Source organism: Streptomyces sp. NPDC058221 (genome assembly GCF_042882365.1).
Taxonomy (GTDB): domain Bacteria; phylum Actinomycetota; class Actinomycetes; order Streptomycetales; family Streptomycetaceae; genus Streptomyces.
The window spans coordinates 21,460-36,837 of sequence record NZ_JBHVWF010000084.1; the positions used below are offsets into that span (position 1 = coordinate 21,460).

The window sequence follows — 15,378 nt, forward strand, 5'->3', positions numbered from 1 at the left end:
GGCACCGGCAGCCGCTCGCCGTCTGCACGGATCCTCCATCATAGGCGGACGTCTTGGATCTCCTCCCCGTGCGAGGCCCGGGACGCGGCCCACCGTGCGGCGCCCAGGAGCGAGGCCGTGTCGGGCAGGCGGGCGGGGGCGAGGCGCAGCCCCGGCGCTCCGCCGTCCGCCAGGCCGCCGCGCAGGGGCGCCATGACAAGGTCCCAGGATCCGGCGATGGAGCCGCCGACGACAAGCACGGTGGCTGCGAAGCGGGTCGCCCAGGGGGCCGCGGCGACACCCAGGGCGCGGAAGGCGTGATCGAGCACCCTGCCGGCGAGGGCGTCTCCGGCACGTGCGCGAGAGGCGATGCCCTGCACGTCGGGTACGCCGTCCTGGTCGCCGCCCGCGGCTCGAACGCAGGCGGCTCGGGCATAGGCGGATCGGATCGCGCGGCGCGAGACCGTTTCCTCCAATGGACGTCCGTCGAAGGTGAGTCGGTGGGCACTGCCTTCCGGCGGCACTTCCGGTCCGTCATTGACCGGCATGCCGTCCGCCAGGAAGGCGGAGCCCACGCCGCTGCCGAGCGTCAGACATATGGCGCGCGCGTGTCCGGCAGCGGCCCCGCGGGTGTGTTCGCCCAGGCCGAAGGCGTCGGCGTCGTTGACGAACCGGAGCCCGGCGGGTGTCGGGCGGATACGCGCACACAGGGCGGCACCGACATCTGTGCCGTACAACGCGTCGAACTTCCCGACCCCTTCGAACAGCGCTACGCCGTCCTCGTAGTCGAAGGGACCCGGCACGGCCACGCCCCAGGTGACGGACGGCGGCGCCCCGAGACGGGAGGCGGTCAGTGCGAGGCGGCCGAGAATCTCCTCGGCCGGGCCCTGCGGGGACAACGGCTCCCGGACGGGCTCTCCGTGGACGGCCCCCGTCGACAGGTCCACCATGGCGGCGGTGACGTGCGTGCCGCCGATCTCCAGCACCGGTTGCATCAACGGTGCTCCCTGACCTGGGAGGTGACGACGTGCACGGGCCGCACGCCCAGGGGGCGCAACCGGTAGGAGCCCACTCCGGCGGGGACCGTCAGCGTCTCGGCGAAGGCGAGGTCGTGCGAAAGGCCGTCGCCCCACTCGATCACGATGCCGTCACCGGAGGAGACATTGAGGATGTGGAACCTGCCCGCGGTGTCCATGGCAGCACCCTGGCCGGACGGCTCCAGCACCACGCGGCGCACCTCGTAGAACATCTCCGGCAGCGCGCCGAGGAGTTCCTCGCGCCAGCCGGGTCCCTCGCGCAGGACGCGCGGCCGCTGCATGAGGTCGCGGCACACCGCCTCGCCCCGGCGCGTGGTGTCGAGATTGGCGAACGCATGCTCGTAAGGCAGGGGGCGGGGCGCCCCGGTCGCCCCCTTGCGGAGCCAGTCGTAGAAGCGCAGGGAGTACAAGTACGGTGTGGCGCTGATCTCCAGGACGAGATTGCCCGCGCCCGAGGCGTGCGGTGTCCCCGCCGGAATCAGATAGAGCCGGCCTTCCTCGGCGGGATGGCTCTGGACGAACCGTTCGACGTTCATCTCCTCGCCGCTCTCGATGGCGGCGAGCACCTGCTTGCGCATCAGCTCGATGTCGGCGTCCTGCTGCAGTCCGAGGTGGACGCGGGGGTCTGCCGCATCCGTAGCCGTGAGGTAGTAGGTCTCGTGCTGGGTGTAGGTCCATCCGAACCGTTCGCGCATGTACTCCTCGCGCGGATGCAGATGGACCGAGAGATTGCCTCCCCCGACCGTGTCGAGGTAATCGAAGCGGATCGGGAAGGACGTGCCGAACTCCTCGTGCACCGCGGCACCGAGGAATTCCTGGGGGTGCAGGACGCAGAGCAGTTGGAAGGGCAGTTCCACCTCGGCCTCGGGCCCGTCGCCGACCAGGACGCCGGCCTCGGGTGCGATCAGCTCGTAGCCGAGCGCGGTGTTCCCGTTCTCCGGCCTGAAGCCCAGTTCGGTCGAGGCCCACTGTCCGCCCCAGAGAGTGGAGTTGAACCAGGGGCGGGTACGGACCGGGCCGCCGGCCAGGTGCGCGAGAGTGGCGCGCAGTGTGCTGCCGTCGATCGAGGCCGGACGCCCGGTGTCCTGCAGGTCCAGCCAGCGGTCGATGTAGGCGGCGTGGGCGTCGCGGTGGGCGTCGAGCACGGGCCAGTCCGCGTAGAACAGACGGCGCAGGTCACCGGGCGCACCGTGCCGGCCGAGGTTGACGCCCAGAGCCGGGTCCCCGGCGGCGACGGCCGCTTCGGCGTAGCGCTTGGGCAGGTCGGCGTACCACAGCACGTCGTGCCGGACGAGCGCGGCGCCGGGGCCGAGGACGATCAGCAGCCCCTGGTCCGGGGCGTCGGTCCGGGGAAGCGTGGCGTATGCCCCGGCGACAGAGGAACGGGCGAGGGGCAAGTAGTACGGATCCGCGTCCGGGCCGTCGCCGGTGCGCTCCAGGACGGTGTCCCAGTCGGCTTCGAATCCGCGCAGGTCCAGGAACCGGGCGGGAGTCCCGTGCGCGGCGAGTGCGCGGTCCAGATGCCTGTGTACGGCGCTCCAGTCGAGCGCGGCGGGACCGTCGAGGGCCAGTACGGCGGGCCCGGTGGGCAGGGTCCGGACAGCGGCCTCCCATCCGCTTGCGACCGTTCCGTCGACAGCCGGGTAGCGGGGATTGTGCTGGTAGGAGCGGGTCACGGTACTCTCCGGGGTCGAATCCGAACGTTATCGTTAACTGTAGCGCGCGGGGTGCCGAGCCGGTCAAGGCCGAACAGGGGCGGCGTGCGGGTGGAGTCGATCCGAGCGGGCCGGCCTCGGCCGGCTCCGGTGTCATCGATCACCCCAGCCCGCGATCCCAACGCATGGCAGAAGCGAGGGAGTTGGACGGCTGCGGGCTGGGCGGCCGTTGCCCGCCCCATGGCCGCGCCGCTTCCGCCCATCGGCGCGGGCATCAGGCCGACCGGGCGCGCAGGGCAAGTTCGATGTCCTCGAGGCTGCGCCCCTTGGTCTCCACGACGAACCGTGCCGTGAACACGCGGGCGAAGGCACAGATCACCGCGAACCCGAGGAACAGCCAGCCGATGCCCACGGCGCTGAGCAGGACCGGGAAGACGAGCGAGACGACGAAGTTGGCCGCCCACAGCAGCATCGTGCAGAAGCCGACCGCGGCGCCCCGCACATGCAGCGGGAACACCTCGCTGATCACCACCCAGCACACGGCACCCCAGGAGGCGGAGAAGCTGACGATGAACGCGCCGAGACAGGCCAGCGTGACCACGCCGACCACGCCCAGGCCCTCGGGTTCCGGCAGGAGAAGCGAAGTCGCCGCCAGCACGGTCAGGCTGACGCACATGCACACCGCCCCGGTCAGCAACAGCCGCTTCCTGCCCACTTTGTCGATGAGCCAGATGGCCACCAGCGTCATCACCATGTTGACCGCACCGATCCCGGTGTTGGCGTAGATCGCGGCGGAGTCGCTGAACCCGACATTGGTCAGCGTCGTGGGCGCGTAGTAAATGATCGTGTTGATTCCGACGACCTGGTTGAGCACGGCGAGCCCGATTCCCACCACCAGCGCCGGGCGCAGCCAGGGCGCGAAGACCTCACGCAGACCCGCCCGCTCCTCGGAAGCGGCCTCCACCTGCCGGATCTCGGCGAGTTCGGCCTCGACCTCGCTCGCGCCCCGGGTGCGCGTGAGCACCTCGCGGGCTTCCTCCTCCCGACCGTTGCGCAGCAGCCAGCGCGGCGTCTCCGGCATCACGATCAGGCCCGCCAGCATCACCGTCGAGGGCACGACCGCGAGGCCGAGCATCCAACGCCATGCCTCGGCCGGGGCCAGCAGGGAGTTGGTGACGTAGGCCACGAAGATCCCCACGGTGATCATCAACTGGTTGAGGGACGACACCGCACCGCGACTGCGCGTGGCGGCCATCTCCGACAGATAGAGGGGGACGACGACGGAGGCCGCTCCCACACCGAGGCCCAGCAGGACGCGGGCGGCGATGAGCAGCACGGTGTTGGGCGCCAGGCCGGCGGCCAGTGCACCCACGCCGAAGACGACCGACGCGGCCATGCCGACGCGGCGCCGGCCGAGGGTGTCGGCGAGCCTCCCGGCAGCGGTCGCCCCGGCCATCGCCCCCACCAGGAGGGAACTGACGACGAAACCCTCTGCCAACGGGGTCAGCCCCAACTCGTCCCGGATGTAGAGCAGGGCGCCTGCGATGACCCCGGTGTCGTAGCCGAAGAGCAGGCCGCCGAGGGCACCGAAGAAGTAGATCCGTCTGGTGGAGGACCTGGAGGACCTGGAAGGGCTGTCCACGTCTTTCAAGCCGGGTATCGCTTCCTGGGACACAAAGGGCCTCCGGGTCTTGGGTTAACGTTCACACGGAAGTTAGCGGCGCGCCGCGGGGGCGTCAACGGGTGCGTGGAATCTGGAATCCGCGCTCGCGAGGCCTGGCCGGCGACCCGGAGTCCAGGCGCTCGATCGCCCTGGGTGGGCGGTGGTTGGGGCCACGGCAAGGGGTTCCACGGCATACCGGTCCGCCGAATCCGGTCGCGTCGGCGCCATTGACATGAACCAGTGGAGCGGGAACGCTCCTGGCTTGGATGCTCACGTTAACGCTAACTATTTGCGTAAGGAGACTGCCATGCCAGGTCGTCCCAGAGCCGGGCGGACCACCGGAGCCGCCGCACCCCGGCTTGTCCGCCGCCTGACCTTACTGTTGAGCGCCCTCCTGCTGGTCCTGGGCGTGCTGGGCGGTGGCGCGAGCGCGCCCGCCGCCGCGACTGCTCTGCCCGCGGGTGCTCCGTCCGCGGGTGCCGGACGCAACTACGTGGACCAGGTGAACCCCTGGGTCGAGGCTGACATCGGGCGGTACTTCTTCTTCCAGTCGGCCAGCAGGCCGTTCGGCATGGTCAAGCTGCGCCCGGACACCAGCACCAGCTCCTCCCGGGGCACCGGCTACCGGCGCAACGAGGACCAGGTCAAGGGCTTCAGCCACCTGCACGACTGGAATCTGTCCGGCGTGCAGGTGATGCCCACCAGCGGCGCGAGCGTGCCCAAGCTCGACGGCGACGAGGGGTGGCAGTCGCACGTCGACCACGACAACGGTGAAGTCGCCGAACCCGGCTACCACAAGCTGCACCTGGACCGGTACGGCATCGACGCGGAGCTCACCTCCACCGACCGCGTGGGCATGCACCGCTACACGTACGACAAGGCGGGCCCCAGCGAGATCCTGGTCAACCTCGGCGGCCACCTGGGCGAGGCGATCATGGAAAGGGCCCACGTCACCAAGAGCAACGACCGCGAGATCGCGGGCTACGTGGTGCAGCGCGGCGAGAGCTTCGGCGAGGACGATGCCGACCACAAGGTGAAGCTGTACTTCGACATCCGCTTCGACAAGCCCTTCGACTCCCTGCACGGCTGGGCCGGTGACAAGCTCGTCGCCGAGGGAAAGCCCGTCGACGAGGTCTCGGGGGACGACGCGGGCGCCTACGTGCGCTACGACCACCTCGATGCGGGCGAGCAGGTGCAGATGAAGGTCGGCCTGTCCCTGACCGGCACCGCGGGAGCCGGGAAGAACCTGCAGAGCGAGATCCCCGGCTGGGACTTCGACGCCGTCAAGGCCGACGCCCAGGGGCAGTGGAACGAGATGCTCGGCCGCGTCGACGTCAGCGGCGGCACCGCACAGCAGCAGGAGAAGTTCTACACCGACCTGTTCCATGTCCTGTGCGGACGCAGCATGGTGAGCGACGTCGACGGCGCCTACCTGGACAACACCTGGGGCAACGGCAGTGTCGGACGCATACCGGTCGGCGACGACGGCAAGCCGGAGTTCGCGATGTACAACTACGACGCACTCTGGCTGACCCAGTGGAACCTCAACAGCGTCCTCGGCCTCGCGTATCCGGAGATCTACAGCAGCCTGGTGAAATCGCAGCTGCAGATGTACAAGGACGGCGGGCTGCTGCCCCGAGGGCCGGTCGCCGGGAACTACTCGATGGTGATGAGTGGTTCGCCCGTGACGTCCTTCATCACCGGTGCCTACAACAAGGGCATCCGCGACTTCGACACCGACCTGGCGTACGAGGCGATGATGGACTCCCAGTCGATGGGCGGGCTGTTCGACAAGGCCTGGTTCGACTACGGGGGCTGGGACACCGGCGGCAACCGCGACTACCTCGACCTCGGCTACGTGTCCAACGGCTCGACGGGCCAGGGCGCGGGCCAGACCCTGGAGTACGCGAACCAGGACTACGCCCTTGCCCAGTTCGCCGGGCAACTGGGCAAGCAGGGCATCAACGCCACCCAGTACGCGAAGGCCAAGGCATCGTCCGAGCTGGACAAGGAACACAGCGCCGCTCGCGCGATCGACGGCCGGCCGCTGCGTGCGCCCACCGACGTCGAATGGGCCTCGGCCGGCGAGCAGAACCCCTGGATCGAGCTGACCTGGGACAAGCCGCGCACGCTGCAGCAGGTGGTGCTCAGCGACCGGGCGGACGGCGACAGCAATGTCCGCTCCGGACGGCTGGAGTTCAGCGACGGCTCCAGCGTGGCGGTGAAGGACATCCCCACCGACGGCGCCAAGAAGACTGTCCGGTTCAAGAAGCGGAACGTCACTTCGGTCAAGTTCACCGCCACCGGCGGCGAGGGCGAGAACGTCGGCCTGAACGAGTTCGAGGCCTGGGACGACACCGACACCCACCAGTACCTGGAGGACCGCTCCCGCAACTGGCGCAACCTCTATGACAAGGACTCCGGCTTCATCCGCCCGCGCAACGCCGACGGCAGCTGGCTCACTCCCTTCGACCCGCTCGCCCCGGACGACTTCGACGAGGCGAACGCCTGGCAGACCACCTGGTTCACCACCCAGGACGTCATGGGAATGGCCAACCTGATGGGCGGTGAGACGGCGTACGCGGACAAGCTCAACTACGCGTTCACGAGTGCCGAGAAGGAAAACTTCATCAGCGAGTACGGGGGAGGCTTCGTCTCGTACGGCAATCAGCCCGGCCTCGAAATGGCCCATCTGTTCAACTACGTCGGCAAGCCGTGGCTGAGTCAGTACTGGGTACGGAAGGTCAAGGAGAAGACCTACGGCTCGACCGCGACAGACGACGGCTACGGCCACTTCGACGAGGACCAGGGGCAGATGGGCGCTCTCAGTGCCCTGATGGGCATGGGGCTTTTCGAGGTCACGGGCGGCGGTCAGGAGAAGCCGGTCTACGACATCACCTCCCCGGTCTTCGACGAGATCACCATCAAGCTCGACCAGCGCTACTACAAGGGCAAGCAGTTCCGCATCGTCACGCACGGCAACTCGGCCAAGAACCAGTACATCCAGCGCGCCGAGCTGGACGGCAAGCGGCTTGACGACGCCTGGTTCCGGCACGACCAGCTCGCCGACGGCGGAACGCTCGAGCTGTGGATGGGTGCCGAGCCCAACAAGAACTGGGGCTCGAAGCACCTGCCGCCGTCGGAGTCGAAGTCCGAGGGGCGCACGCCCACGTTCGTGAAGGACATCGCTGTCAGCGGCGAGAGCAAGCTCGACGAGCCTTACGGCGAGGGCCGCTTCAAGGCCGCGGTCGCACCCGATGACGCCACGCTCAAGGAGGTGTTCTGGTCGGTGACCGAGCCGGACGGGTCGCCGACGAAGAAGGCGGAGATCGACTCCGACGGCACCCTGACCGTCAACCACCGGGACGGCCGGGTGCGCGTCACCGCCGCCTCCGCCGACAGCGGGGACGCCACCGGTTCGAAGCTTGTCGACATCACTCTCGACAAGACCAAGCTGCGCGGCAACGCCGCCTGCAGGCCGGACGTCAAGGCCACGGCCTCGTCCGAGTACAGCGGCGACTACCCGGCCAAGAACGTCCACGACGGCTGCGACGACAACGGCGCCACGACGGGCGCGGACTGGGCCTCGGACGGAGAACTCGACCCGTGGGTGCAGCTGGACTGGCCGGAGAAGATCGAGGCGGACCGAGTGGTGCTGTCCGACCGTGCGACGAAGGACGATGTCAACGGCGGCGTCCTGACCTTCTCCGACGGCAGTGAGGTCGAGGTCGAGGACATCCCCGCCGAGGGGCCGATGACCGTGAACTTCGGCATGAGGACCTTCGACTGGGTGCGCTTCCAGGTCAAGGACGGTACGGGCTTCAACAACGGATTGCAGGAGTTCGAGGTGGACGCCGTGCCATCGGCACCCGAAGCCCCCGAGGCGGTCTCGGCGTCACCCGGCCGGGGCCGTGCCACGGTCCGGTGGGCGGCTCCGGAGTTCAACGGCGGTGTACCGGTGACCGGTTACCTGATCAGGCCGTACCGGGACGGAAGGCCGCTCGCACCGGTCAGCGTGGGCGAGGGTGCCACGAAGGCGGAGGTGAAGGGCCTCGCCGCGGGTGAGCCGTACACCTTCACCGTCACTGCGGAGAACATGGCGGGGCGGGGGGCCGAGAGCGCGGAGAGCGATCCGGTGCGGCCGGAGTAGAGAGCGCGATCGACCTGCTTCGGGCCGGGCGGCCGTATGCCTTCCGGATGGGCGCCTCGGCGCCGGACGCGGCAAGCCCCCGAAAGATCAAAAAGGGCCTCCGACGCAGGTCGGAGGCCCTTTCCAAGGAAAAACCGCAGGTGGCGGCAGACGAGTCGGGCTGTACGCCGGGTTCTGTCGCCCGGTCGCCTCGCGGCGGCCGGGGAGACGGCCATCCATCTAGGACCGGCATTGCTGCCGGTCTCGTGCGGTCTACCCGCGAACTCGGGCGGGCAGCCCTCGAACGTTCGCGCAGGGCCGTCTTGCGACGGCCCCTCTTGACCTTGCTCCGGGTGGGGTTTACCTAGCCGCCTGAGTCACCTCAGGCGCTGGTGGTCTCTTACACCACCGTTTCACCCTTACCGAGGACCGAAGTCCAAGGCGGTCTGTTTTCTGTGGCACTGTCCCGCGGGTCACCCCGGGTGGCCGTTAGCCATCACCCTGCCCTGTGGAGCCCGGACGTTCCTCGGGAGGATCCGAGGATCCTCACGCGGCCGTCCGCCCGGCTCGTCTGCCGTGGCGCCCATGCTACCTGCCCGATCAGGGCGCCCACCGCGCGGAAGGCATCAGGGCCGGTCCGCGTCGAAGGCCGCGATGCCCGCCGCCCAGGCCTCCGACACGTCGGACTCCGCAGGGAAGCGGCCGTTCAGCTCCATCGTCACCATTCCGTGGGCGAAGGCCCAGGCCGCGCGGGTGCGTGCCGCGTCGCCGGCAAGGGCCCGGAGGAGCGGGGCCGCGGCGCGTTCCTCCAGCTCCGGCGGGAGGGAGCGACCGGTGGTGAGGCGGTAGAGGTGGGGGTGGGCAAGAGCGTGGGTGCGGTAGGCGGCGGCCAGGGCCGGGAAGGAGCCCGGGGCGGCCGACTCGGCCGCCCGGAGTGCCTCGGCCGTCTCCCGCAGCATCACATCGGCGAGGGCGTTCACCACGGACGACTTGTCCGGGAAGTACTTGTAGAGGGACGGAGCCGTGATGCCCACGCGTGCGGCGAGGCGGCGCATGGTGAGCGCCTCCGGGCCCTCCTGTTCCAGGAGCGTGCGGGCGGCGGTGACGATCTGACGGGGGCGGTCGGTGGCGGCCGGGGCCGCGAGGTCAGTCACGCCGGTCCTTCCTTCGTACGGGGCGCGGGGCACGGAGCGCAGGGCCGAAGCGCGATGGTACGAGATGCGGGCCGGTGCGCGCTGCCCGGCGGGTGGCTGTGGCAGGGGGTGGCCCGGCTGCTTGACCTTGCCGCAGCGTCAGGGTTTCTACTGGCCCCATGCGTATCGGAGAGATCGCCGCGCTCGTCGGGGTCACCCCCCGGACCGTTCGGCACTACCACCACATCGGTCTGCTGGCCGAGCCCGCGCGCCGGGCCAACGGCTACCGCTCGTACGGCGTGCGTGACGCCGTGCTGCTGGCGCGCATCCGGCGCCTCACCGAGCTGGGGCTCGGCCTGGACGAGGTGCGCGATGTGCTGGCCGGTGACGCCGGGCGCGAGCTCGGTGACGTACTGCGTGAGCTCGATGCCGATCTGGCCCGGCAGGAGCGGGAGATCCGGGAGCGGCGGCTGCGGCTGTCCGGACTGCTGGCCGGGCCGGTGGAGAGTGCGGAGCCCGTGTCGCCCGCGCTGGCCGAGCTGCTGGCGGCCTCGCCGGTCACCGCTTCCCCGTCCGCAGCCAAGGACCGCGAACATCTGATGCTGCTGGATGCGATCCGCGGCGGCAGCGAGTTCTACGCCGTGCTGCGGCCGCTGGCCGGCGATCCGGCCGTGCTCGCCCTGTACGAGGAGCTGGATGCGCTCGCGACGGCCTCTGCCGACGATCCCCGGATCGGGCCGCTGGCCGACCGGATGGCCGCCCTGGCGCCGGACGAGGTGCTGGCCGCGATCCCGGACGACGGGCCGGTGATGGCCGGGTTCGGGGAGGCCCTGCTGGCGGACTACCCGCCCGCACAGGCCGAGGTGGTGCGCAGGGCGATGGAGGCGTTGGCCGTGCGGAGCAGGAGCGGCAAGGAGAGGGGCGCTCGATGAACGGGGTGCGAGGGGCGCGGCTCGTGGCAGCCGTGGCGGTGCCCGCCGAACTGGCCTTGGGCGTGTGCCTGTTGGCCGGGGTCCGGATACCGGCCGCCCTACTGACCGGCGCCGAGGGTGCCGTTCTGGCCGCACTGGCCCTGGAGGCTGTCGTAGTGGGGCGGCTCCGGCGTGCGGGCCTGCGGGCGGGCGCCGGGTCACGGGAGGCGCTGCGTGCGGCGCTGCGCACGGTCGTACCGGAGAGGGCGCGCCGGCTCTTCGGGCATGAGGTGCGCGGGCTGCACAGCCTGGGGCTGTGGCTGCTGCGGCGGCGGCATGCCGTACCGGAAGGGGCGCTGGCCGCCCCGTACACCGGGCCGCAGACCGCGATGCTGTACGGGCTGCTCCTCGTCTCCGTGGTCGAGACGGTGATGTTCGCGCTGCTGATCCCCTGGCCTTTCGTGCACCGGATCCTGCTCGTCCTGGATCTGTACGGGGTCCTGCTGATCCTCGCCCTGCACGCCTCGTGCGTGACCCGGCCGCACGTGGTGGGCGAGGACGGGTCGCTGCGGATCCGCTACGGGGCCCTGTTCGACCTGTGGGTCCCGGCTGCCGCTGTCGCCTCGGCCAGGGTCGAACGGCGTTACCCGGACGGCAGGTCGGTGCGGCTGCACCCTGACGGGGTGCTGGACATCTCGGTGGGCAGCCAGACGACGGTGACCGTGGAGCTGACCGCGCCCACCGGTTTCGTGCGGCCGCTCGGGGGGCGCGGGCAGGCGCGCACGGTGCGCTTCCACGCCGACGACCCGCGGTCCGTCGTCGCCGCCCTCACGCCCGCGCGAACAGCGCCTTCGCCGAGCCGGGATCTGCCTGGGTGAGCCGCACCCGAAGCCGTTGCCCGAGGGGGCTCGGCGTGCGCCCGTTGGACGCTCGCCGCCGAGGGGCTGTGTCCCCTGCATGCCGTACCGACTGAACGCGTATGCCGGTCGCGCCCGCGCGACCGGCATACGCGTTCAGCGTCGGAGCTGAACCTGAGCGCCGTCCTGACCGCCGCCGTCATGCGCTCCACGATGGGTCGTGGTGGACAGGGCGCAAGCAGGGATCTGCCGCTACAGCGCGGCGACGGCCTCGAGGATCTCGGCCGGCTCGGAGCGGGTGGTGTAGTCGGGATGCACGTCGATCCAGCGGATCGTGCCGTCCGTGTCGACGAGCACGGTGGTGGCCAGCGGAAGGTCGGCGGTGCCGTCCGCGTTGACCGTCGCGAGGTCGAGGCCGAGCTCCGCTTGGGCCTCGCGGGCTCCACGGCCGAGCGTGAACACGATTCCGAGCTGCCTGGCGATCTGGTTGCCCGGGTCCGAGACCACCGCGTAGGTCAGCGCGTGCTTCTCGGCGAGCGAGAGCGACGCGTCGGGCTTCTGCGGGCTGACGGCGACCAGGGCGACGCCGCGGGCGTCGAGTTCGTCGACCAGCGCGTTCTGATACACGTGCAGGGCGAGGTTGCAGTAGGGGCACCACGCGCCACGGTAGAAGACGACCACCGCCGGGCGACCGGCGAGCGCTGCCGCAAGCGTGGTCGGGGAGCCGTACATGTCGAGCAGGTCACCGTCGGGCATCTTCGCGCCCGGGACGGCGGCGCCTGCCGGGACGCCGGCCGCCAACAGCCGGGCCAGTTCCGCCTCGAAGGCGGCGGTGACCTCGCCCGGGAGCCGTCCGCCGGCCTGTCGGCCCACTTCGGCGGACTGGTCGGCAATCGTCGTGTCCTTGTTCACTGCGGAACTCCCACCTCGAAAAATGGATCAGCAAATCCAGTCTGCTCGCCCGTGGTTGGATAGTCAAATCCAGAATGGGTATCCTGGGAGCATGTCGTCCTTCGAGGCCCCGCACCCCGCACCGCCGCCCACCACCAAGGGCCAGGCCACGCGCGAGCGAATCGTGCGGGCGGCCGCGCAACTGATGTTCGACCAGGGCGCGGCCGGAACGAGCACTCCCGCGATCCGGGACGCGGCCGGGGTCAGTTCCTCGCAGATCTACCACTACTTCGCCAATAAACAGGCGTTGACCAGGGCGGTCATCGAATACCAGACCGAGGCGGTCGTCGGCGGCCAGGAGCAACTGCTCGCGCGGCTCGACAGCGTCGAGGCCCTGCGCGCCTGGCGGGACATGGTCGTCGGCGTTCAGCGCTCGATGCACTGGACCGGGGGCTGCCCGCTCGGTTCGCTGGCGAGCGAACTGGCCCAACAAGACGCTGACGCACGCACGGCGTTGGCCGCGAGCTTCTCCCGCTGGTCCGACGCGATCAGAGACGGGCTTGCGCGCATGGCCGAGCGCGGCGCCCTACGGCCGGAGGCCGATCCGGACTCCCTCGCCCTCGCGCTGCTCGCGGCGCTCCAGGGCGGCCTGCTTCTCGGTCAGGCTCAGCGGAGCTCAGCTGCGCTCGAAGCCGGACTCGACGCGATCATCACGCTCATCACCCACCACGTCGCGGACCACCGGCCCTGAGTCGAGGATCGTCTTGCAGCCGCGGGGGGCGGCGGGGCATGGACCGAGCGTGCGGCCGGGCCGGGCGGGCGGCATCCCGGGTGACGGAGGGCGGGCCCGGACTTCCCCGTACGCTGGCGCAAGGGGTTGTGACGGGTCCGGGCGGCACCGCCGGGACCCGTAGCCGTGGACCGGTCCGCAGACGCCGGTCGACCCCTTTCCGTACGTACGAAGGAGAACCGCCGTGCTCGTGCTGTTGCCGCCCTCCGAAGGAAAGGCCGCCTCGGGGCGCGGAGCACCCCTGAAGCCCGAGGCGCTGTCGCTGCCCGGCCTGGCCGCGGCGCGCGCCGCCGTGCTGGACGGGCTCGTGGAGCTGTCCGTGGCGGACGAGGAGAAGGCCCGCGTGGTGCTGGGGCTGAGTGAGGGCCTGCGCGGCGAGATCGCGAAGAACGTCGAACTGCGGACGGCGGGCACACGTCCGGCCGGGGAGATCTACACCGGGGTGCTGTACGACGCGCTGGACCTGGCATCCCTGGACACCGCCGCCCGCCGCCGGGCCGGGAAGTCGCTGCTGGTGTTCTCCGGCTTGTGGGGCGCGGTGCGGGTGGGCGACCGGATTCCCCCGTACCGCTGCTCGATGGGTGTGAAGCTGCCGGGTCTCGGCGCGCTCGGGGCGTTCTGGCGTACGCCGATGGCGGAGGTCATGCCGGAGGCGGCCGGGGACGGCCTGGTGCTGGATCTGCGTTCGTCCGCGTACGCGGCGGCGTGGAAGCCCAAGGGCGAGGTCGCTGAGCGCACGGCGAGCGTGCGGGTGCTGCACTCCCAGCTGGTGGACGGCGTGGAGAAGCGGTCGGTGGTCAGCCACTTCAACAAGGCGACGAAGGGCCGGATGGTCCGGGATCTCCTGCAGTCGGGCGCCGCGCCGAAGAGGCCGGCGGAGCTGGTGACAGTGCTGCGGGACCTCGGGTACGTGGTGGAGGCCGAGGCGCCCGCGCGGGCCGGGCGGGCCTGGGAGCTCGACGTGGTGGTGACGGAGATCCACTGATCATCCATCACACAACAGGCCGTTGCATCATGCGCAACGCACGTTGCGCATGATGCGGTCCACGCGGCAGGATGAGGTCATGACCTCATCCGTGCTGGATCTCGCCCCCGTCGTGCCCGTCGTCGTCCTGGAGGACGCCGCCGACGCGGTGCCGCTCGCCCGTGCCCTGGTCGCGGGCGGGCTCCCGGCGATCGAGGTGACCCTGCGGACCGCCGCGGCGCTGGATGCGATCAAGGCCATCGCGGCGGAGGTCCCGGACGCCGTGGTCGGCGCCGGCACGGTGATCTCCGCGCGGAACGTCACCGACACCGTGGCCGCGGGGGCCCGGTTCCTGGTCAGCCCCGGCTGGACGGACACCCTGCTCGACGCGATGAAGGCGTCGGGGGTGCCGTTCCTGCCGGGCGTCTCGACGACGTCCGAGGTCGTCGCGCTGCTGGAGCGCGGGGTCACCGAGATGAAGTTCTTCCCCGCCGAGGCGGCGGGCGGCACGGCCTATCTGAAGGCGCTCTCCGCCCCGCTCCCCCAGGCCCGGTTCTGCCCGACCGGCGGCGTCTCGCTCACCTCGGCGCCCTCCTATCTGGCCCTGCCCAACGTCGGCTGTGTGGGCGGCAGTTGGATGGTGCCCGGCGACGCCGTGGCGGCCGGGGACTGGGCCCGCGTGGAGCGGCTGGCGGCCGAGGCAGCGGCGCTGCGCGGCTGATCACCGCGGTTCGGAACACCTGGCGCGATTTCGCGTGCATGCTCCCCGGCAGCCGGGGCACGAGACCCTCCAGGGACACGTGACCCGGACTCCGGGTGACCCGGGTTCCGGCAGGCAATCCCCCGGCCTGCCGGAACCGCCTCGGCCCCATCGGACTCCCCCCGCCGATGGGGCCGAGTGCTGTCCGGGCAGAGCCGCCCCCGCGAGGTTCAGCGCAGGTGGGACGTGTCGTTCAGCAGCCGTACGGAGGCGTTGCCGTCCGCGTAGTAGGCCACGGTCGAGACGGAGGCCGCCGAGAGCTCCATCCGGAACAGCGCCTGGGGCGGTGCGCCCAGCGCCAGCCGGACCAGCGTCTTGATGGGCGTGACATGCGTGACCACGAGAACGGTGCGGCCGGCATGGCGGGTGACAAGGCGGTCGCGGGTGGCCGCGACGCGCCGGGCGACCTCGGCGAAGCTCTCGCCACCACCGGTGGGGGCGGCGTTCGCGGAGGCGAGCCAGGCGTCCATGTCGGCGCCGTACCGCTCCCGCACCTCACCGAACGTCAGCCCCTCCCAGGCGCCGAAGTCCGTCTCGCGCAGGCCGTCCTCGATCCGGACGTCCAGGCCCAGCCGGGCCGCCACCGCACCGGCCGTCTCGCGGCAGCGG

The 15,378-nt window shown here is 70.8% G+C and carries 12 protein-coding genes and 1 other RNA gene; 6 read left to right on the top strand and 7 right to left on the bottom strand.

Annotation, left to right across the window (positions count from 1 at the left end; all coding sequences use genetic code 11):
* Positions 1-38: 38 nt before the first annotated feature.
* The 3 genes from ACFVW8_RS24570 to ACFVW8_RS24580 all read right to left on the bottom strand — a co-directional run bounded on the left by ACFVW8_RS24570 (position 39) and on the right by ACFVW8_RS24580 (position 4,313).
* Positions 39-974, bottom strand: coding sequence for an ROK family protein (locus ACFVW8_RS24570; RefSeq protein WP_389693457.1), 936 nt, complete (start codon positions 972-974; stop codon positions 39-41).
* Positions 974-2,692, bottom strand: coding sequence for a class I mannose-6-phosphate isomerase (locus tag ACFVW8_RS24575; protein WP_389693459.1), 1,719 nt, complete (start codon positions 2,690-2,692; stop codon positions 974-976). Before ACFVW8_RS24575 ends, ACFVW8_RS24570 begins: the two co-directional genes overlap by 1 nt.
* A 253-nt stretch (positions 2,693-2,945) precedes the next feature.
* Entirely contained in the window at positions 2,946-4,313 is a 1,368-nt protein-coding gene (locus ACFVW8_RS24580) for a sugar porter family MFS transporter (RefSeq protein WP_389693461.1), read from the bottom strand.
* Between the two features lie 328 nt (positions 4,314-4,641).
* Between ACFVW8_RS24580 and ACFVW8_RS24585 the strand changes: the two genes are divergently transcribed.
* A complete protein-coding gene (locus ACFVW8_RS24585; RefSeq protein WP_389693463.1) occupies positions 4,642-8,484 on the top strand; it encodes a glycoside hydrolase domain-containing protein in 3,843 nt (1,280 codons plus the stop codon).
* A gap of 147 nt (positions 8,485-8,631) precedes the next feature.
* Here the strand turns inward: ACFVW8_RS24585 and rnpB are convergent.
* Both rnpB and ACFVW8_RS24595 read right to left on the bottom strand, forming a co-directional pair.
* An RNA gene (gene rnpB, locus ACFVW8_RS24590) (RNase P RNA component class A) lies at positions 8,632-9,033 on the bottom strand.
* Positions 9,034-9,089: 56 nt separating this feature from the next.
* Positions 9,090-9,617, bottom strand: a complete 528-nt coding sequence (locus ACFVW8_RS24595; RefSeq protein ID WP_389693465.1) for a TetR/AcrR family transcriptional regulator — start codon at positions 9,615-9,617, stop codon at positions 9,090-9,092.
* Between the two features lie 158 nt (positions 9,618-9,775).
* Here ACFVW8_RS24595 and ACFVW8_RS24600 point away from each other — a divergent pair, with 158 nt between their 5' ends.
* Together ACFVW8_RS24600 and ACFVW8_RS24605 are read left to right on the top strand one after the other, a co-directional pair.
* The gene (locus ACFVW8_RS24600; RefSeq protein WP_389693467.1) at positions 9,776-10,528 is read left to right on the top strand and encodes a MerR family transcriptional regulator; all 753 of its coding nucleotides are present in this window, start codon (positions 9,776-9,778) and stop codon (positions 10,526-10,528) included.
* Entirely contained in the window at positions 10,525-11,385 is an 861-nt protein-coding gene (locus ACFVW8_RS24605) for a hypothetical protein (RefSeq protein WP_389693469.1), read from the top strand. The genes ACFVW8_RS24600 and ACFVW8_RS24605 overlap by 4 nt, the downstream gene beginning before the upstream one ends.
* A gap of 231 nt (positions 11,386-11,616) precedes the next feature.
* Here ACFVW8_RS24605 and ACFVW8_RS24610 read toward each other — a convergent pair whose 3' ends face one another.
* Positions 11,617-12,276, bottom strand: a complete 660-nt coding sequence (locus ACFVW8_RS24610; RefSeq protein WP_389693471.1) for a peroxiredoxin-like family protein — start codon at positions 12,274-12,276, stop codon at positions 11,617-11,619.
* A 91-nt stretch (positions 12,277-12,367) separates the two neighbouring features.
* On the opposite strand from ACFVW8_RS24610, the gene ACFVW8_RS24615 reads away from it, so the two are divergent.
* The 3 genes from ACFVW8_RS24615 to eda all read left to right on the top strand — a co-directional run bounded on the left by ACFVW8_RS24615 (position 12,368) and on the right by eda (position 14,730).
* Entirely contained in the window at positions 12,368-13,006 is a 639-nt protein-coding gene (locus tag ACFVW8_RS24615; protein ID WP_389693473.1) for a TetR/AcrR family transcriptional regulator, read from the top strand.
* A gap of 223 nt (positions 13,007-13,229) precedes the next feature.
* The gene (gene yaaA / locus ACFVW8_RS24620; protein ID WP_389693475.1) at positions 13,230-14,030 is read left to right on the top strand and encodes a peroxide stress protein YaaA; all 801 of its coding nucleotides are present in this window, start codon (positions 13,230-13,232) and stop codon (positions 14,028-14,030) included.
* 79 nt (positions 14,031-14,109) lie between these two features.
* Positions 14,110-14,730, top strand: a complete 621-nt coding sequence (gene eda, locus ACFVW8_RS24625; RefSeq protein ID WP_389693477.1) for a bifunctional 4-hydroxy-2-oxoglutarate aldolase/2-dehydro-3-deoxy-phosphogluconate aldolase — start codon at positions 14,110-14,112, stop codon at positions 14,728-14,730.
* 209 nt (positions 14,731-14,939) lie between these two features.
* Here eda and ACFVW8_RS24630 read toward each other — a convergent pair.
* Positions 14,940-15,378: histidine phosphatase family protein (locus tag ACFVW8_RS24630; RefSeq protein WP_389693479.1), on the bottom strand; the 439-nt coding region annotated here is incomplete at its 5' end.

Coding starts and splice junctions, on each gene's coding strand:
- ACFVW8_RS24600 (WP_389693467.1), top strand. CDS start 9,776: ATGCGTATCGGAGAGATCGCCGCGCTCGTCGGGGTCACCCCCCGGACC.
- eda (WP_389693477.1), top strand. CDS start 14,110: ATGACCTCATCCGTGCTGGATCTCGCCCCCGTCGTGCCCGTCGTCGTC.
- ACFVW8_RS24615 (WP_389693473.1), top strand. CDS start 12,368: ATGTCGTCCTTCGAGGCCCCGCACCCCGCACCGCCGCCCACCACCAAG.
- ACFVW8_RS24605 (WP_389693469.1), top strand. CDS start 10,525: ATGAACGGGGTGCGAGGGGCGCGGCTCGTGGCAGCCGTGGCGGTGCCC.
- ACFVW8_RS24585 (WP_389693463.1), top strand. CDS start 4,642: ATGCCAGGTCGTCCCAGAGCCGGGCGGACCACCGGAGCCGCCGCACCC.
- ACFVW8_RS24570 (WP_389693457.1), bottom strand. CDS start 974: ATGCAACCGGTGCTGGAGATCGGCGGCACGCACGTCACCGCCGCCATG.